This window comes from Candidatus Blochmannia sansabeanus (nom. nud.), from assembly GCF_059935345.1.
Genome location: NZ_CP011795.1, coordinates 554,060 through 573,897 on the forward strand (window position 1 = coordinate 554,060; position 19,838 = coordinate 573,897).

Below are 19,838 nucleotides of genomic sequence, written 5' to 3' on the forward strand. Positions count from 1 at the left end.
AGAATTTTATTTTCTTTTATATATAGAAAAAACATACAAACACACCTATTTTAATTTAAATATAATAGATTTATTATATTTAAATTAAAATATCACAAAAGATGATAAAAACGATCAAACTGTTAAACTAATAAAATAGTATATACAATTCTTTCCACCATATTTAAATATCTTTTTCGCTCAACTAGTTGTCATTAAACACTTGTATTATCAAATATATTCATATAGTATTGTAGATCTCATTTGTTGATTCCTCTGTAGTTCAGTTGGTAGAACGGCGGACTGTTAATCCGTATGTCACTGGTTCGAATCCAGTCAGGGGAGTCAAAATAATTAAAGATACTTTTAGTTATTTCAAAAAATCATTAAAATTAAATTTAAACCGCTCACTCTATTATAGCTTGATGTAAATCATGTATATTAATTGAACCCACCAATATCCCAGATTTATTCACCACTGGAGCTGCAGCTATTTTTCGTCGATACAACGCCTTCAATGCTACGCTGGCACGCCACTCTTTTGGAATACAGTACCCAGGTTTAGTCATAGCAATTTCAATAGGATCATCAAGAGATTTACCTTTAACCATCCAACGTCTCAAATCTCCATCAGTAAACACCCCTATAACACGAATATGATTATCACATACTGCGGTCAAGCCAAGCCCAGTACGACTTAATTCAAACATCGCATCCATTACTGTCACCTCCCAAAAAACTTTTGAAATATGTTCCCCAGTACGCATTAAATGATGTACGCAATTGAGTAATTGAGCTCCTAATATACCTCCTGGGTGAGATCTAGCAAATTCTTCTAAACTAAATCCTCTATATCTCATAAGAGCCATTGTTAATGCGTCCCCCATCATTAAAGTATTAACCGTACTAGAAGTAGGAGCTAGTTCCATAGGGCACGCTTCTCTTTTTATTTTAATATTAAGCACACATGTAGCTCCTTTAGCTAAAGGAGAATTAACATCACCAGTAAATGCGATCACAGGAATTCCGCTCTCTACTAAAAATGGCATTAAAGTAATTATTTCACAGGCACGACCCGAATAAGAAATAAATATCACTACATCTTGCATTCCAATCATACCTAAATCACCATGCAAAGCTTCTGCAGGATGAACAAAAAAAGCAGGAGTACCCGTGCTTGCTAAAGAAGCGGCAATTTTTTTACCAATATGGCCTGACTTCCCTATACCAGAAACTACAACCTTTCCCGTACAATTCAATAATATATGACAAGCGAACACAATGCTTTCATCTAATCTACCCAACATACTTTGAGCTTCATTAATTTCGATTTCTAAAGTTTCTTTAGCAAATTCTAGTAGCACTGCATCATTAACTATTACCATAACTATTAAATAATCAATTTCAAACTATAACACTATTAAATAATTTATATTATTCAACATGAATTCAATTCTTCTATTCACATCAAAAAAAATATATTTTTATGAATATTATACAAAATATAAATACTTAAAATGTACTTATAGTTACCTGATTAAACCTAATTAAAACACATAATAATACTTTATTATTAAAACAAAAAATACATAAATATTTTGATCAAATATTGAAATATTACATAATAATAACATTTTGAGATTGATGACTTGCGCTATCATACTTCCGTTAAATTAATAATAATAACATAACAGACGCAGCATAACTTTATAATTTGTATCAACCCATTACCCTCTCTAATACTACATTATATATAAAGATAAAATCCTACTTCTATGTATTAATTTATTACAAATAAATCAAAATCAATATTTCAATATAAATCAATTTTCTATGAAATTTAATCAACTGTAGATTCTTTAAAACCATTTAATTTTTTTGATAATTCACGACGCTCTTTTGATAATTCAGCATTTTTTATTATATATTCATCAACTCGATCTTCATAATCATTACGCATATTAGAAATAATAACTTGTATTCCTTCTACAGATGTTTCAGTCTTAATATAATCACTTAAATTACCCAATAATAATACTCTTTTTTGGTTATCTCTAATTTTTTTTTCATTATCAATAATTTCTCGTTGCAGTTTATTTTTACGACGAAATATGCGGACAAATTCCAATACATCATAAAACGATTTATTAACATCATTGCTCATAAATCATCTCCTATCTATATTTATTTTAAAATATACACGTAATATAATAGTTTCTACAACTTGGCTAAATCAAAATTTAAATTTATATTTATAAATATTATAAGTAGTATAGAATACTTAATTTTAATCAGATTGAAAAATCACAATATTATTCGATTGTACCAATCAATATTACTCATATTGATATGATGATTTTATATTTATAAATATTTATACTAACACTACATTAGTCATGATAAATTAAATTAACTATATAATATGCGATTATATTTTGTTTATATTGTGTCAGAAAATGTAATATATTATACATAAGTCTAAACATATAATTTATTCATACCAATAAATAACTTAAATACTACTTATTTATATTGAAAGCATCGATGGAATTATGTTAATAAATAAAAATACTAAAAATGCTAGTTTTTTTTTTATGATTATGAAACTTTTGGAATGAATCCAGCGCTAGATAAACCAGCACAGTTTGCTGGAATCCGTACTAACGATTCTTTCTCTCCAATAGAAAAAGAAAAAGTTTTTTTTTGTCGCTTACCCAATGATTATCTTCCCGATCCAAAATCTGTACTGATTACAAACATTACCCCTCAAGATACTTTACACAACGGTTTGATAGAAGCCGAATTTGCCCGTCGTATCAACCAAATATTCTGTATTCCTAAAACTTGCATACTTGGATATAACAATGTTCATTTTGATGATGAATTTAGTAGAAATATTTTCTATAGAAATTTTTATGATCCTTATATGTGGGCTTATCAACAAGAAAATTCACGTTGGGACTTATTATATGTATTACGCGCTTATTATTCATTATGCCCAAATGGCATTAAATGGCCATTAAATACTCAGAACAAACCTAGCTTTCGTCTCAAAGACTTAACACACGCAAATTCTATAACACACCTTAGCGTTCACGATGCCATGTCAGATGTATATGCTACTTTAGAATTAGCAAAATTAATAAAAACAGCTCAACCAGAATTGTTTCAATTCTTATTTCATCATCGCACCAAACACCAACTGAAAAAAATAATTGATTTAGAAACCACGCAACCTCTAATACTTATAACCAAAAAAATTAACAGTAAATACCATAATTTTATAGCTTATATAGCTCCAATTATGTGGCATCCCACAAATGCTAATATTTTAATCGCATGTAATTTAAATGAAAATATTGATACTTTGTTAAATTTAAACATAAACACAATATATCAAAAATTATATTCCAACAATATAACGATAGACAACATATTAAAAAATATACCATTACAACTGATCCGATTAAACGCATGTCCCACTTTAATACCAATAAGTTTTTTAAATAAAAATAACATCAATTCCAATGAGTTCATGCAGTTGTCTATCAATTATCAACATTGTTCAAAAAATTTAAATTTTCTCAGAACTCATGAGAATGGTATGCACCTGCGTAAAAAAATAAATACCCTATATACTATCATCGAATCGTACATGCGCCAAAAAACTCTAAGCAAAACCCTCCATGTAGATTCCTTATTGTATCACGGATTCTTCAATAATGCTGATAAAAAAATAATCTTACATATCCAAAAAACTCATCCAAAAAATTTAAAAAATTTATATATCAACAATGTTGATAGTCGCTTAAAGCCATTATTATACTATTATAGAGCTCGCAACTTTCCCAACACTTTAAATCAGCAGGAACAAAAAGAATGGTCAAATTATATAAAAGATAAATTATTTACTGAAAATCAGTCAAAATCTTATAATGATAAATTAAATATACTTTTATCAATCTATAGCTATAATAAACAAAAAACTAAAATTTTACATTTATTACAACAGTATTATCAGTATCTTTATGCAAATTGCCTTAATTTTCATTAAAATAATAATTTTTTAGTATTTGTATCTGTGAATACAAATACTACACGATCTGGTATAAACTAAATTAAATAAAAGTTGCACATAAATATAAAATATTATAAACATATGACACATACCGCATTATGATTACTAATCATACATGGTCATAACTATGACGCTAAAACTTTTTGCATAATTATTTTAGGCTAAAACATATGACAAACGTCATAAAATATTTTTCAATTTAATTAAAATATTAATTATACACGTATAAAATAAAGTAACTGAATAACATTTAACCCTATACAAATTTAATTATATTAGTTAAAATATTAGAATATTAAAAATTTTTTAATGAAAAAAATTGTGCTTCATATGTTAATTTATCATCATAATCCTAGCCGATTCTCCAAATAAATTAACAATAGAAATAATTTGAATCCTTTATTCATTAAAACTCCAAAATTACTTCTATTGTACAAATTTTGTTAAAGTATTTAGTTACAACAAATTCTTTACATAAGGTAAAATACCATGTTGGATAGATCACGATTACGAATAGCAATGCAAAAATCAGGAAGATTAAGCAAAGAATCTCAACAGCTTCTTGAACAATGTGGCATCAAAATTAATTTACAACAACAACGCCTACTAGCATTTGCAGAAAATATGGCTATCGATATCATGAGAGTACGAGATGACGACATCCCTGGTTTAGTTATGGATGGTATTGTAGATTTAGGAATTATTGGAGAAAATGTATTAGAAGAAGCATTATTATCAAGACGGTCACAAGGAGATAATCCTTGTTATGTTATGTTGCGTCGATTAGATTTTGGAGATTGTAGACTATCCATGGCTTTACCAATAGATGAGCCATGGGACGGGCCAAAATGTTTACAAGGAAAACGAATTGCAACTTCATATCCACATCTATTAAAACAGTATTTAGATAAATTGGGTATTAATTTTAAATCCTGCTTGCTAAACGGTTCGGTGGAAGTAGCGCCACGAGTTGGTTTAGCGGATGCAATTTGCGATCTTGTTTCTACTGGAGCCACATTAGAAGCTAACGGATTACATGAAGTAGAAGTGATTTATCGCTCTAGAGCATGTCTTATTCAGAGATCTGGAAAATTATCAAATATAAAACAATCATTAATCAATAAATTAATGATTCGTATCCAAGGGGTTATACAAGCTAGAGGTTCCAAATATATCATGTTACATGCTCCTACTGAACAATTAGAAGAAATTATTAATTTACTACCTGGAGCAGAAAGTCCAACAGTATTACCATTAGCAGGAAATCAACATCGTGTAGCAATATATATGGTAAGCAATGAAACATTATTTTGGGAAACAATGGAAAATTTAAAAAATCTTGGAGCTAGTTCTATTTTAGTATTACCAATAGAAAAAATGATGGAATAATATTATGAGTTCTTATGAACATCCTATATCTATTTATTGGAACTGTTATTCTGAACCTGAACGAAAGAAATTACTTATCCGTCCAATAGACAATAACTCAAAAAAGGATATTAGTATAATTGTTGCAGACATCCTTCATCAAGTTTATAACGAAGGGGACCGTGCTTTATTTAAATTTAATCTACATTTTGATAACGTACAAACTAAACAATTGAAGATTCCACTTGAAACTATTATAAACTCAGGTAATGAGTTATCTAACACAATAAAAAAAGCAATACACATCGCGATAGAAAATATTACACGATTTCATCAAGCACAATATCCTTCAGAAATAAATTTAGAAACTTTCCCAGAAGTATATTGTCAGCAAGTTATTCGACCATTAAATATTGTTGGATTATATATTCCAGGAGGAACTGCGCCATTAGTATCAACAGTGATGATGTTGGGCGTTCCAGCTCGTATTGCTCAATGTACACGTGTTATATTATGTTCTCCCCCTCCAGTACCCGACACAATTATATATACTGCACAACTTTGTGGAATCAATGAGATCTATCAAATAGGAGGAAGTCAAGCTATAGCTGCTATGGGGTTCGGTACTGAATCTGTTCCAAAAGTAGATAAAATATTTGGACCGGGTAATGCCTGGGTTACCGAAGCAAAACGGCAAATTAATTTTGCACCAAATGGAACAGCTATTGACATGTTGGCTGGTCCCTCCGAAGTATTGATTATTGCAGATAATACAGCTAATCCTATTTTTATTGCAGCAGATCTTTTAGCACAAGCAGAACATGGACCTAATTCACATATGATACTAATCACTCCCGATATACACATTGCAGAACAAACAAAACAAGAACTACACAAACAATTACAAATACTACCACGTAAAAATATAATTAAAGATTCATTAATTAATGGTCGCATAATTATTACTGATAATTTAATAGAATGTTTTTCTATAAGTAATAACTATGCTCCAGAGCACTTAATTATGCACATTAAAAATGCTCAAGATTATTTGAATCACATCATTAATGCTGGATCAATATTTCTTGGTAATTGGTCTCCGGAAGTTGCTGGAGACTATGCAAGCGGACCTAATCATGTGTTACCTACATATGGGCGTGCAATCACTACATCTGGTTTGGGAGTTGCAGATTTTCAAAAAAGAATATCAGTACAACAACTAACGCAAAATGGATTCTTGAGATTATCATCAACAATCAAAACATTAACACAAGTTGAACAATTAAAAGCTCATGAATATGCTGTAATATATCGCATTAACCATATCAAGGAACAAAATGAACATTCGTGACTTGGCTAGAAATAATGTACTAACTCTACAACCTTACCAATCTGCTAGAAAATTAACACATTCAGGTAGTATATGGCTTAATGCTAATGAATTTCCAGTAGCTCCTGATTATCAATTACATTATAAAAAAATTCACAGATATCCTGCGTGCCAACCGCAAGAAATAATTAATAAATATGCTTACTATGCTGGAGTACGACCTGATCAAATTTTAGTATCCAGAGGAGCCGACGAAAGTATTGAGTTATTAATGAAAGTATTCTGTAACCCTGAAAAAGACGTTATTGTATTTTGTCCTCCAACATATGGTATGTACAAAACCACTGCGGAAATTTTAGGAATTAATTATCGGATCATACCAAAAAATAAAAACTGGCAACTTGATTTAGTATCTATTAAGTCACAACTAAATAACGTTAAATTAATTTACATTTGTAATCCAAATAATCCTACTGGTAATATTATTCATTTAAATAGTTTAAAAAAGTTATTAAATATTATCCAAAATCGAGCGCTATTAATAACTGATGAAGCATATATTGACTTTTGTCCCGATGCAAGCTTGGTGCGCTGGCTGTCTATGTATCCACATTTGGTTATTTTAAGAACTTTATCCAAGGCTTTCGCGCTAGCAGGAATACGTTGCGGCTTTACTTTAGCTAATCCAGAAATTATCAAATTATTAAACAAAGTTATAGCACCATATCCATTATCTATTCCAGTAATTGACATCGCAGAACAAGCTTTAACCCCAATAAATATACAATATACCAAAAACAGAATAGCTATGATCAATACAAACCGAGACATATTAGTTACGGGTTTAAAACAATGCTCTTGTGTCCAAAAAATATTTAATAGTAATGCTAATTATATATTAGTTAGATTTAATCCAAACTATCAAGTTTTTAATGAACTATTAAATCAAGGTATAGTTTTAAGAGATCAAAGCAATCAACTAGGATTAATTAATTGCTCACGCATTACTATCGGTACATTTAATGAATGTAAACGCGTAGTTTCTGTTTTAAAAAAGCTACGCGTTTCATCGTCATCTACGTAAATAAATATAGGAGCACTCATGGGTCATAAAATTTTATTTATAGATCGAGATGGAACTCTAATTAACGAACCAAAAGACAATTTTCAAGTAGATTCTTTAGATAAATTCTCATTAGAACCACATGTTATTCCTGCTCTTATAGCGCTGAAAAATATAGGTTTTGAATTTGTTATAGTTACTAATCAAAATGGATTAGGAAGCGTTTCATTTCCTAAAGCAAAATTTAATGAGCTACATTACCTAATGATCCAAATTTTTCAGTCTCAAGGTATTGAGTTTAACCAAATATTAATTTGTCCTCATTTTCCTGAAGAACAATGTAGTTGTCGCAAACCAAAAACTGCTTTAGTAGATTCTTGGTTAAGCGATAACAGATTAAATAAATTTAATAGTTATGTTATTGGAGATCGAGATACTGATATGATTTTAGCTACCAATATGGGTATTCAAGGAATACGGTATCATCGTGTTAATTTTGGTTGGAAAAAAATTAAAAACTATTTAATACAACATTATAGATCAGCACATATTCATCGCACCACTGCAGAAACTAATATAGATATAAAAATATGGTTAGATCAAAATGATAAAAGTTATATTAATACCGGAATTAATTTTTTTAATCATATGTTGCAACAAATAGCCATTCATGCTGGATTACGTATGAATATTATAGCAAAAGGAGATTTATATATAGACGACCATCATACTGTTGAAGATACTGCTTTAACATTAGGAGAATCCTTAAGCGCAGCGCTAAACAATAAATGCGGTATTAGAAGATTTGGATTCACCTTACCTATGGATGAAAGTATTGCACAATGTATATTAGATCTTTCTGGACGAACATACTTTCACTATCAAGCTAAATATAATTTTCAAAAAATAGGAGATCTCAGCACTGAAATGATAGAACATTTTTTTCGTTCATTATCTTCAAAAATGAATTGCACTTTACATTTACAAGCAATCGGAGATAACGACCACCACAAAGCAGAAAGTTTATTTAAATCTTTTGGTCGAGCATTACGCCAAGCTATTTATGTAGATAATAATAATATACCAAGCTCTAAGGGAACATTGTTATGAATATAGTTATTATAAACACCAATTGCGCTAACTTATTTTCTGTAAAAACCATGTTACATAAATTAGGGCACAATCCAATAATTAGCGATAGAGCTGATATTATATCTAAAGCAGATAAACTGTTTTTACCAGGAGTAGGCACCGCTGAAGCCGCAATGCAGCAATTAAAAAAAAAAATCTAATTGCGTTAATACAAAACTGTACTAAACCAATATTAGGTATTTGTTTGGGAATGCAGTTATTCGGTGCTTATAGCGATGAGAATAATGGCACCAAGACCTTAAAAATTGTTAATATACCTGTTAAACGTATGAAATATTATGGTTTTCCGCTACCACATATGGGATGGAATACTATTACTGTTCCTAAAAAAAATTCTTTATTTGATGGTATAAAAAAAAACAACTATTTTTATTTTGCGCATAGCTATTTCATAGAAATATGTCATATAACCATTGCCGCAACAAATTATGGCCAATCATTTAGTTCAGTTATAGAATATAATAATTTTTTTGGTGTACAGTTTCATCCAGAAAAATCAGGCACACCTGGACAACAATTAGTAAAAAATTTTTTGGAGATTTAATTTGTGATTATTCCCGCGCTAGATATTATTAACGGAAAAATAGTTAGACTATATCAAGGATCTTACCATATGGAAACTAGTTACGGAAACCCTGTATCATTATTACGACAATATGTATGTCAAAAAGCAAAAATGATACATTTAGTTGATTTAACTGGTGCGCAGAATCCAGAAAAAAAACAAAGTGTATTAATTAGCCAATTAATAAAAGAAGCTACTCCTTTATCAAATATACAAGTAGGAGGAGGTATACGTAACACTGCAGATATAGAATACCTTCTGAAAGCAGGAGCAACACGTATAGTGTTCGGTTCTGTAGCAGTGACAAATCCAAAAATGGTAAAGAAATGGTTTGAATATTTTGATCCAAATAATTTAGTTTTAGCAGTAGATATACGAATTTCTTCTACAAAAGATCAAAAAATAGCTATTTACGGTTGGAAAAAAGAAACTAATTTGACATTAAAACAAATAATAGAGGAATATTACACTATAGGATTAAAACATGTTCTTTGTACAGATATTTCCAAAGACGGAACTTTATTAGGCAGTAATATATCTTTATATCAATCTATATGTCGTTCTTGGCCAAAAATATTATTCCAATCGTCTGGAGGTATTTATAAATTAACAGAAATTCCTAAATTACGTTACGCTGGAGTCAAAGCGATCATTATCGGCCGTGCTTTTTTAGAACATAAATTTACTATTTCTGAGGCGATATCATGTTGGCAAAACGAATAATTCCTTGTCTTGATGTAGCTAATAATAAAGTAATCAAAGGAGTACAATTTAAAGACCATAAAATTGTAGGAGATATTTTAGATTTAGCAAATCGTTACGCAAGAGAAGGAGCAGATGAACTAGTATTCTACGACATTACTGCATCTCCTAACAATCAAGTAGTAGACAAAAAATGGATTTCTCGAATTGCTGAAATAATAAATATCCCATTCTGTGTTGCTGGAGGAATCAGTACAGTAAAGCAAGCTAAACAAATTCTTGCATATGGAGCTGATAAAATTTCAATTAATTCTCCTGCTTTAATCAATCCAACACTAATCCAAAAATTGGCTGATCATTTAGGTACACAATGTGTTGTCGTTAGTATAGACACCTGGCGTAATCCTAAAAAAAAAATATACCAAGTACGATGTTATACTGGGGATAGTTATCGTACAAAAACTACAACATGGCAAACATTAGATTGGGTTAAAAAAGTACAAGAATATGGGGCCGGAGAAATAGTATTAAATATGATGAATCAAGACGGAATGAAAAATGGTTATGATTTAGATCAATTAAAACACATTAAAAAACACTGCAAAGTGCCACTTATAGCTTCTGGTGGAGCTGGTACTTATCAACATTTTTTAGAAGCTTTTCGTGATGCTAATGTAGATGGCGCATTAGCAGCTTCAGTTTTTCATAAAAAAATTATTAATATTCATAAATTAAAACAATTCTTATCTAAAGAAGGAATACAAATTAGATTATGCTAATCAAAAATAAACATCAACAATTAAACTGGACTAAAAATAACGGTTTAATACCTGCTATTATACAACATGCTAGGTCAGGAGAAGTGTTAATGCTAGGACATATGAGTAAAGAATCGATGATAAAAACAGAACAAACTAAGTATGTTACTTTTTTTTCACGCAGTAAAAATAGATTATGGACTAAAGGAGAAACATCTGGAAACACATTAAAATTAATCAATTGGCATTCAGATTGTGATCATGACGCATTATTAATTTTTGCGTTACCTTGCGGGCCTACTTGTCACAAGAACACTAGTAGCTGTTTCCATCCTGGCATTGCAGATTTAAGCTTTCTTTACCAACTAGAAAACATTATATCTGCAAAAAAAAATATACCATCTCACTCGAACAATTCATCTTATACATCTTATTTATATACTAGTGGTATTAAACGTATTGCTCAAAAAGTTGGGGAGGAAGGTTTAGAAACCGCACTTGCAGCTCTCTCTGATGAACGCAACACAAAAGAAGAACTAATTAATGAAGCGTCAGATCTAATTTATCATCTGCTAGTCCTTCTACAATGTAAATCAACAACTTTTAATGAAATTATTCAAGAACTAAAAATACGCAACCATAACAATAAACATATAAAATATGACATATAAAATCAAGCAATATAATAAACCAAATATCATCAGTATTAGTGTTATGATTATTATTCATTTTTATGCACAAATACAAGTATAACAAGTATACAGAAGAACACTATTCAAATTATCAGGTTTATATTAACAAATATACCATTTCTAATAAAGCAGATAAAAACCATGTCGTCAAATATATATGTTAACAAACATATACCTATCCATTCTATCTATAGCACATAATACGTACTAACAGTGCTATTAAATTCACTTTTAATTCACACAGTAATATTTTATATATTTATTCTAGCCAATTAGTATGAAACGAACCTTTTTTATCAACGCATGTGTAAGTATGCGCTCCGAAACAATCTCTTTGAGCTTGAATAAGATTTGTAGGTAATAAATCACTACGATAACTATCATAATATGCTATAGCAGAAGATAATGCAGGCATTGGAATACCATATTGAATACCACAAACTACAATATCCCTCAACATCTTTTGATAATTATTTGCAACAGAAACACAATATGGAGACAACATTAAATTAGTTATTTCTGGATTTTGAGAATAAATATCAATAATTTTTTGCAAAAATCTTGCTCTAATAATACACCCTGCGCGAAAAATTTTAGCTATTCGTTTATAATTTAAATTCCAATGATACTTATCAGATGCTATTTTCAACTGATAGAAACCTTGTGCATATAAAATAATCTTACCAAGATACAATGCTTTTTGTGCTTTTTCTAAATACGAATATTTATTTTCAAAACAATCTTTTCTATTTGGTCCTAGAAACATTTTTGATGCTTTAATACGTTGAGTTTTAAGAACGGATACATACCGAGCAAACACTGATTCAGTTATCATATTTAATGGTATCTCTAGATCAATAGCATCCTGACTAATCCATGCTCCGGTACCTTTACTTTCCGCCACATCCAACACAGAATCAATAATATATTTATCATTGTCATCTCGTTTAACAAATATACGACTTGTTATTTCAATAAGATAACTATTTAATTCACCTTTGTTCCACTCATTAAAAATTTTTCCTAATTCTTCATGAGTAAAATGAAATATATTTTTTAGAAAAAAATATATTTCGGCAATTATCTGCATATCTCCATATTCTATACCATTATGTATCATTTTAACATAATGACCAGAACCGCTCGGTCCTATATATGCAACACAAGCTTCATCATTAACACGAGCTGCAATTTTTTTAAAAACTGATTCAACCATTTCGTATGCGTCTATTTGTCCTCCAGGCATAAGAGATGGCCCTTTCAAAGCTCCTTCCTCCCCTCCGGAGATTCCAGTTCCAATAAAATTTATTCCTCTTTTTGATAATTCAACATTTCTACGCATGGTATCTTTATAAAATGAATTACCGCCATCAATTAAAATATCTCCTGGATTTATATACATTAACAATATTTTTATAATATCATCAATATATATTCCTGATGTGATCATTAAAAATATGAAACGAGGCTGTTTTAAAGATAGCACAAATGTTTTTACTGAATAAAACGGGATAATATTTTTTTTTGGATTATTAGCAATAACCGCATTGGTTTTATCTTTAGAACGATTATAAATAGAAACGCAATAACCTCTACTTTCAATGTTTAGCGCTAAATTTCGCCCCATAACACCCATCCCGATAATACCAATTTTTTGTTCTGTAAACACATTCGCTCCTGCATAACATAAATATGTTCTACATTATAACAGAAATAGTTTTGTATTACTAACTATATCTAATTTATGGTACAAAATATTATACATAAATATATTAAATATAAAAATAAAAACATTTTAGATACAAATTACTCATAAATATAAATTATTAGTTTAAAACACTTATTATTCATATAAGCTGATATAATCAATCATATATTTTAAAAAGCACTCATATATGAAATATATGTTTCATATGTATGAACACAACAAAATTTACGTTTTACTTATACTACATTTAAATCTAAAATATATCATAAATTTATAGAAATATATTTTATTAGTCAAAACATTGACTCTGTCAACAACCATATAAATTATTTATATACGCTATTAAAAAATAAATTTGATCTAATTTTTATTATTTTAATATTGAATAATTTATTACATTATTATACTCAACAACGTTACTTATAAAATATAAGAATAATTTTTAACAACGTTAAATATATGTTATCGTATAGCATATTTAGGTATTTCAATTGATTTTTTGTGATATGACTACAAAAAAAATGCTAGTTACTTGCGCCCTACCTTACGCTAACGGGTCCCTTCATATTGGGCATATGTTGGAACATATACAAGCAGATATATGGGTGCGTTATCAACGTATGCAGGGAAATCATGTGTACTTTATTTGCGCAGATGATGCGCATGGAACTGCTATTATGTTAAAATCACAAAAACTTAATATAACACCAGAAAAAATGATTGCTCAAATACAACAAGAACATACACAAGATTGTTACGCATTTGGCATCAGTTATGATAACTATTATTCTACTCACAGTGAAGAAACTCATAAATTACTAAATAATATCTATTTTCGATTAAAAAAAAATGGATTTATTACATCTAAATTTATTCATCAATTATATGATCCTGAAAAAAATATATTTTTACCAGATCGTTTTATAAAAGGTGTATGCCCAAAATGTAAAGCATCAGAACAATACGGAGATAATTGTGAAATATGTGGCGCCATTTATACATCTTTAGATCTTATAAATCCAAAATCAGTTCTTTCTGGAAAATCTCCAATAATACGCAAATCTGAACATTTATTTTTTGATTTACCAGCTTTTACCGATACATTACATACATGGATAAAATCTGGAAGCATACAAAAGGAAGTAGCCAATAAAATAGAAGAATGGTTTAAATTAGGTTTAAAAAAATGGGATATTTCTAGAGATGCACCGTATTTTGGATTCAAAATCCCTAATACCTCAGAAAAATATTTTTATGTCTGGATGGATGCAACTATAGGATATATGGGAACTTTTAAAAACTTGTGCAAAAAAAATAAAAATATATCTTTCAAATATTTTTGGAACTTAAACTCCAAAGCAGAATTATATCATTTTATAGGTAAAGATATTATCTATTTTCACAGTCTATTTTGGCCAGCCATTTTGTTAGGTAGCCAATTTAGAAAACCAACTAATATATTTGTTCATGGACATGTTACTATCAATGGAGCTAAAATATCAAAATCAAGAGGTACATGTATTAACGTCAGTACCTATTTATCATATTTAAATCCGGATTATTTAAGATACTACTATGCTACCAAACTTTCATCTCATGTTAACGATATAGACTTAAATCTATCAGATTTTACCACTAAAGTAAATGCAGATCTCATTAATAAAGTATTAAATCTAGCATCTAGAAATTCTGGATTCATACACCAATATTATAATGGACAACTAGCAAACACATTAGCAAATCCAGTTCTATATGATATTTTTGTTAAATCTAAACACTCTATAGGAGAATTATTTCAAAAAAGAGAATTTAATTATGCAATGCGTAAAATAATGAAATTAGCAGATGAAGCAAATTTTTACATCGATCAAACTGCCCCATGGATTATTGCAAAAAATCTAAACCATAAACAGGAAGCTTTATCCATTTATTCTATGGGCATCCAGTTATTTCGCATTATAATGATCTACCTAAAACCCGTCTTGCCTAAATTAGCTAAATATAGTGAACATTTTCTTAATACTCATCTCACATGGGATAGTCTTTCTTCCCCATTATTAAATCATCGAATTAATAAATTTAAAATAATTTTTTTCCGTATTAGTGCCGATCAAATTTCATCTATAGAAAACAAATCACAATCACATAACTCTTAATTATAAATATAGAAATAAATTTACTACAGTAAAAATTATCTACAACATAACGATATTAAAATATAACGGTCAAATTATTCGACAATATATATTTACGAATCAAACCATACAAAAATTTAAATATTATTAATGAACATATATTTTGATTTAAAATCAATATATATATATATATATATATAAAGATTATTATAAAAATACATTATGACATAATGCAATGATTGTCATCTTTTTACACAACCCACATATAGATTTAATATGTAAAAACACGCAAATATAAAAACTTAAGTTAGTAAAAAGATTTAATTTATTGAAATAATTTCTAATATATACCATCCTATAATATGTATTTCCGTGACACTTAGATACTAAGTATAATTAGAATAATAACTAATTAAAACAATTAATAAAACAAGAATACACAATGAAAATTATACCATTGAAATTATCTCGCGCATTCACATACTATCATCATGCAATTTAATTTATTTTATGTATAAAAACTTTCAAATACGTAAAACTAATATGAATAACGAATGTTTAATTTATGATAATCATCCTATTTTTCTAATAATTAGATACATTATTCTAGAATAAATACTGAATTATTTCTCAACTTAAATAAATAAATTTAAATAATAAAAATCATATTTTTTTATAAACAAATATAACTTTCATTAAAAATTTATATCTATATATTATATGTATGTAAAAATAACTTACATATCATAAAATCTATTTATTTTAATCATTATTTGAAACAATTAAAATAAATAGATTTTTATATAAAAAACACAATATTATAGTATGATAAATGATTCTAAATGATTGCTATGTCTTGCAAATTTTATTTTTCTGCATATAAATACTATAAATTTTATAAAAAATAAAATTCAATGATTACAATACACAATTGTATGTAAAAACTCTTTTCGAATATTTTCGTTAGACTTAAATACTCCTTCTAATGCAATAGTAGTTGTGGTGCTATTAATATCATGTATACCCCTAGATTTTACACAATAATGTACTGCATCAATAAATATTGCTACATCATTAGTATTGAGCAATGTTTGTAATGCTAAAGAAATTTGTTTTGTCAGTCGTTCTTGTAATTGTGGTCTTTTGGAAAAAAACTGCACTACTCTATTTATTTTTGATAGACCAATCACTTTTTTTTTTGGAATATAAGAAACAGTAGCTGTACCATTAAAAACAATGAAATGATGTTCACAAGTACTAGTGATATTAATGCCTCGCACTGTGATCATTTCATGGATTTGCATTGTATTTTTAATAATTGTAATTTTAGGAAAATTTGAATAATCTAAACCAGAAAAAATTTCTTCTACATACATTTTAGCTATGCGTTTGGGAGTATGTGACAAACTATCATGTTTTAAATCAAGATTAAGAAGATGCACAATAGCTTTCATATGATCTTCAATACGACGTTTACGAATTTGATTATTGATATTCAATGCTATTAATGGATTTTCTAATCCTTGCACTAATAAAGCATCACGTACTAATAGTGCTTCTTGCGTCAAGATAGGCATACAGCTTGCTCTAAATAGATATTTTTCTAATTGTTTAGTATAATATAATGTTTATAATAATATTAAAACAACTAGCATAATTAAATTCATATTAATAAATATTAAAATCTTAAATTTAATGACTATAATAACTTATTATCAAATATATTAATTTTTAAATTCCTTAATCTTTATTTATATAATTAGATTCTCTTATAATATCATCTATATGAACCATATCTTTTATTATTTTTCATAACAAAACAATCTCATATAAAACTTGAATAACCAAATAATACATATTTTAACTATTACATAGTCCTATCTATGTAGAGAAGACTTAATTATTTAATAATATACACTTATATTACACTTATTCATTTCATTGTTTATGCTATATATTTATATTATCGTCTAATTTTCATAAATAAAAACAAGTCATTATTCATGTATGATATAAATGACATAACAAATACTACAACCACTTTCCAAAAACAAATGAAATAAAAATTTATATTTTAATTTTTTAAAGCATATACTGTTTGAAATTAAAAAATTTTAATTTTCAATAAAATAACGCACTGTTATACCTCATAAATTAAAAATAAAATTATGAATACACATTTGATTATCATAAATGTACTCAACTATCATTTTTATGATCAAATATATATTGACATATTTAATGCAAATAAATTACAATATAAGTGACATAACCACACTATACTTAATAGTATGTAGATTATAACTTATAATTTATTTGTAATAATAAAAATAATAATAAATAATTCACATAAAATATAAAAATTTTATCAAAAATAGATATTATAATTTAATCATAATATTATATTTGTAGGCATTAAATCAATGTTAACACTCAAAGCTAGCTTGCGTATGTATCAAAAAAAAAGCGCAACAAGGCGCTTACGTAAACAAAATAAATGTCCAGCTATTATCTATCAAAAAGGAAATAAAAAAAATTTATCCATTATACTTAATCAGAATGAAATTCTGCATCCTGATTCAGTAGCACAACTGTATAAACATAACCTAATTCTATTATTTATTGAAAATAAAGAATCTATTACAGTTAAAATACAAGAGATACAATACCACCCTTTTAAACCTAAACCAATTCATATTGATTTCGCATATATTTAATGTTAATTAAAAATAGTAAGTTTATTTGTAATACTAAGGCTATTAAGTTAGCAGATCTAAAATTTAAATATAAGTCTTCCGCTTTTTCTTGTTGTAATAAAGAAATACCATAAAAATAGTGTAAATTAAACTAAGTTAATATTATATATAAAATTAACAATCTATTTTATAGCTCACAAACATTCATCAGATCATTATTATTTATATTATGCATGCTTCTATTCTGATTTGTTATTAATCAAACAAGGTAGACTTACTAACTAATAAAGAGCACAACACGCTACATAATATATAAGATTTGACTATTATAAATAAAAACTTTGCAAGTATATTGTATATAATGTCAGCATCTATATTTTTGGAAAATTAATTTTCTGTTTTTGCAATTTTCATAATAAAACTCAGGAAACGGCATGTGGCGTAGTTTGGTAGCGCGCCGCCATGGGGTGGCGGAAGTCAGAGGTTCAAATCCTCTCATGCCGAAAATACTTTAATAAAACCCACTATCTGCACGATAAAAACAATTGTTTTTATCGTGCAGATCCAATGCTAGCTCTATCAATTTAGTAACTAATTTTTGAAAATTCAATCCACTTACCTCCCATAACTTAGGATACATACTATCATAAGTAAATCCAGGTAATGTATTCACTTCATTTATAAAAATCTGATTATCTGAAGTTAAAAAAAAATCTACACGAGCCATTCCAGAACAATTTAATATCTGAAATGCACGTAAAGCAATACTACGAATCTCATCACTTATTAAATCATTAATTAAAGCAGGTATCAAGATCTGAGCATCATGTGCGATATATTTATCATAATAAGTATAAAAATTATTATTTAACAACATAATTTCACCGCATACACTAATCTCTGGTTTGTCATTACCCAACACTGCGCATTCTAATTCTCTTCCAATAATAGCTGGTTCTATCAATATTTTATGGCTATAATAAAAAGCTTTCGCCAATGCTTGATTAAAATATTTATAATTAGTAACTTTTGACACTCCTATTGATGATCCTTGATTTACTGGCTTCACAAAAAAAGGTAAACTAAACGTAGAAACAAGATCATCAAAATCTATATTATGTTGATCATTTACTAAAAAAGTTTTAAATGGCACCACCGATAAACCTGCATCACGTAATAAACGTTTAGATACATCTTTATCCATACCTATAGATGAACCTAAAATATGGGACCCGACAAATGGTAAATTCATCATACATAATAAACCCTGTAAAGCCCCATCTTCTCCTAATGTCCCATGAATAATAGGGAAAATAACATCAAATTTTAATAAATCATTTATGTGTTTAGTATTCGATGAAAAACAATGAGGATAATTTTTCAATAATATCGAAATATGTGTATCATCTTTATAACAAAATAAAGTGTCAAAGTTTATATTTTTTACATGCCAATACCCCTTTTTATCTATCAACAGAATCGTTGCTTCAAATCGACGTTTATCAATAGATTGCGCAATACACATAGCTGATTTTAATGAAATTTCGTACTCTAAAGAACGCCCCCCACAAATGATACCAATACATAATTTAGACATATGCTATCCCTCAAT

Annotated in this window: 13 protein-coding genes, 2 tRNA genes and 3 pseudogenes; 13 read left to right on the top strand and 5 right to left on the bottom strand. The window is 28.2% G+C overall.

The annotated features are described in order from the left end of the window. The first annotated feature begins 251 nt into the window (after positions 1-251). Positions 252-324, top strand: a tRNA-Asn gene (locus tag Bsans602_RS02380). 62 nt (positions 325-386) lie between these two features. Here Bsans602_RS02380 and gutQ read toward each other — a convergent pair. Together gutQ and tmaR are read right to left on the bottom strand one after the other, a co-directional pair. Further along, positions 387-1,364, bottom strand: coding sequence for an arabinose-5-phosphate isomerase GutQ (gene gutQ / locus Bsans602_RS02385; RefSeq protein WP_500836935.1), 978 nt, complete (start codon positions 1,362-1,364; stop codon positions 387-389). Between the two features lie 455 nt (positions 1,365-1,819). After that, positions 1,820-2,143, bottom strand: coding sequence for a PTS system regulator TmaR (gene tmaR / locus Bsans602_RS02390; protein WP_500836936.1), 324 nt, complete (start codon positions 2,141-2,143; stop codon positions 1,820-1,822). A gap of 432 nt (positions 2,144-2,575) precedes the next feature. Here tmaR and sbcB point away from each other — a divergent pair. From sbcB to hisIE, 9 genes and pseudogenes are all read left to right on the top strand, one after another. Beyond that, positions 2,576-4,033 (top strand): annotated as a pseudogene (sbcB, locus tag Bsans602_RS02395) (exodeoxyribonuclease I); the annotation flags it as partial. A gap of 513 nt (positions 4,034-4,546) precedes the next feature. Further along, positions 4,547-5,446, top strand: a complete 900-nt coding sequence (gene hisG, locus Bsans602_RS02400; protein ID WP_500836937.1) for an ATP phosphoribosyltransferase — start codon at positions 4,547-4,549, stop codon at positions 5,444-5,446. A gap of 4 nt (positions 5,447-5,450) precedes the next feature. Further along, on the top strand, positions 5,451-6,776 hold the full coding sequence (hisD, locus tag Bsans602_RS02405; RefSeq protein ID WP_500836938.1) for a histidinol dehydrogenase: 1,326 nt from the start codon (positions 5,451-5,453) through the stop codon (positions 6,774-6,776). Further along, complete coding sequence (hisC, locus tag Bsans602_RS02410; protein ID WP_500836939.1) at positions 6,763-7,839, top strand: histidinol-phosphate transaminase; 1,077 nt, start codon at positions 6,763-6,765, stop codon at positions 7,837-7,839. The genes hisD and hisC overlap by 14 nt, the downstream gene beginning before the upstream one ends. 18 nt (positions 7,840-7,857) lie before the next feature. After that, positions 7,858-8,928 (top strand): bifunctional histidinol-phosphatase/imidazoleglycerol-phosphate dehydratase HisB, encoded by a 1,071-nt coding sequence (hisB, locus tag Bsans602_RS02415; protein ID WP_500836940.1) that lies wholly within the window; start codon positions 7,858-7,860, stop codon positions 8,926-8,928. Further along, positions 8,925-9,514: pseudogene (hisH, locus tag Bsans602_RS02420) on the top strand (imidazole glycerol phosphate synthase subunit HisH). Before hisB ends, hisH begins: the two are co-directional and overlap by 4 nt. Positions 9,515-9,517: 3 nt before the next feature. Next, a complete protein-coding gene (locus Bsans602_RS02425; protein ID WP_500836941.1) occupies positions 9,518-10,258 on the top strand; it encodes a 1-(5-phosphoribosyl)-5-[(5-phosphoribosylamino)methylideneamino]imidazole-4-carboxamide isomerase in 741 nt (246 codons plus the stop codon). Then, on the top strand, positions 10,240-11,016 hold the full coding sequence (gene hisF, locus Bsans602_RS02430; RefSeq protein WP_500836942.1) for an imidazole glycerol phosphate synthase subunit HisF: 777 nt from the start codon (positions 10,240-10,242) through the stop codon (positions 11,014-11,016). Before Bsans602_RS02425 ends, hisF begins: the two co-directional genes overlap by 19 nt. Next, a complete protein-coding gene (gene hisIE / locus Bsans602_RS02435) occupies positions 11,010-11,666 on the top strand; it encodes a bifunctional phosphoribosyl-AMP cyclohydrolase/phosphoribosyl-ATP diphosphatase HisIE (protein WP_500836943.1) in 657 nt (218 codons plus the stop codon). The genes hisF and hisIE overlap by 7 nt, the downstream gene beginning before the upstream one ends. 280 nt (positions 11,667-11,946) lie before the next feature. On the opposite strand, the gene gnd is transcribed toward hisIE, so the two are convergent. Beyond that, positions 11,947-13,356 carry an NADP-dependent phosphogluconate dehydrogenase gene (gnd, locus tag Bsans602_RS02440; protein WP_500836944.1) on the bottom strand — a complete coding sequence of 470 codons (1,410 nt, stop codon included), beginning with the start codon at positions 13,354-13,356 and terminating at the stop codon, positions 11,947-11,949. A 545-nt stretch (positions 13,357-13,901) separates the two neighbouring features. Between gnd and metG the strand changes: the two genes are divergently transcribed. Beyond that, positions 13,902-15,551, top strand: a complete 1,650-nt coding sequence (gene metG, locus Bsans602_RS02445) for a methionine--tRNA ligase (RefSeq protein WP_500836945.1) — start codon at positions 13,902-13,904, stop codon at positions 15,549-15,551. 890 nt (positions 15,552-16,441) lie between these two features. On the opposite strand, the gene folE is transcribed toward metG, so the two are convergent. After that, positions 16,442-17,107 carry a GTP cyclohydrolase I FolE gene (gene folE / locus Bsans602_RS02450; protein WP_500836946.1) on the bottom strand — a complete coding sequence of 222 codons (666 nt, stop codon included), beginning with the start codon at positions 17,105-17,107 and terminating at the stop codon, positions 16,442-16,444. An 846-nt stretch (positions 17,108-17,953) separates the two neighbouring features. On the opposite strand from folE, the gene rplY reads away from it, so the two are divergent. Beyond that, positions 17,954-18,247, top strand: coding sequence for a 50S ribosomal protein L25 (gene rplY / locus Bsans602_RS02455; protein ID WP_500836947.1), 294 nt, complete (start codon positions 17,954-17,956; stop codon positions 18,245-18,247). A gap of 409 nt (positions 18,248-18,656) precedes the next feature. Further along, positions 18,657-18,730: transfer RNA gene (locus Bsans602_RS02460), tRNA-Pro, on the top strand. On the opposite strand, the pseudogene Bsans602_RS02465 reads toward Bsans602_RS02460, so the two are convergent. After that, a pseudogene (locus Bsans602_RS02465) lies at positions 18,712-19,823 on the bottom strand (D-alanine--D-alanine ligase family protein). The gene Bsans602_RS02460 and the pseudogene Bsans602_RS02465 overlap by 19 nt on opposite strands. Between the last annotated feature and the right edge of the window lie 15 nt (positions 19,824-19,838).

What these genes read in the sequence shown, in the direction of transcription:
- hisF (WP_500836942.1), top strand. Translation starts at nt 10,240, where the DNA reads ATGTTGGCAAAACGAATAATTCCTTGTCTTGATGTAGCTAATAATAAA.
- gutQ (WP_500836935.1), bottom strand. Translation starts at nt 1,364, where the DNA reads ATGGTAATAGTTAATGATGCAGTGCTACTAGAATTTGCTAAAGAAACT.
- tmaR (WP_500836936.1), bottom strand. Translation starts at nt 2,143, where the DNA reads ATGAGCAATGATGTTAATAAATCGTTTTATGATGTATTGGAATTTGTC.
- rplY (WP_500836947.1), top strand. Translation starts at nt 17,954, where the DNA reads ATGTTAACACTCAAAGCTAGCTTGCGTATGTATCAAAAAAAAAGCGCA.
- folE (WP_500836946.1), bottom strand. Translation starts at nt 17,107, where the DNA reads ATGCCTATCTTGACGCAAGAAGCACTATTAGTACGTGATGCTTTATTA.
- hisB (WP_500836940.1), top strand. Translation starts at nt 7,858, where the DNA reads ATGGGTCATAAAATTTTATTTATAGATCGAGATGGAACTCTAATTAAC.
- hisIE (WP_500836943.1), top strand. Translation starts at nt 11,010, where the DNA reads ATGCTAATCAAAAATAAACATCAACAATTAAACTGGACTAAAAATAAC.
- hisG (WP_500836937.1), top strand. Translation starts at nt 4,547, where the DNA reads ATGTTGGATAGATCACGATTACGAATAGCAATGCAAAAATCAGGAAGA.
- hisC (WP_500836939.1), top strand. Translation starts at nt 6,763, where the DNA reads ATGAACATTCGTGACTTGGCTAGAAATAATGTACTAACTCTACAACCT.
- hisD (WP_500836938.1), top strand. Translation starts at nt 5,451, where the DNA reads ATGAGTTCTTATGAACATCCTATATCTATTTATTGGAACTGTTATTCT.
- metG (WP_500836945.1), top strand. Translation starts at nt 13,902, where the DNA reads ATGACTACAAAAAAAATGCTAGTTACTTGCGCCCTACCTTACGCTAAC.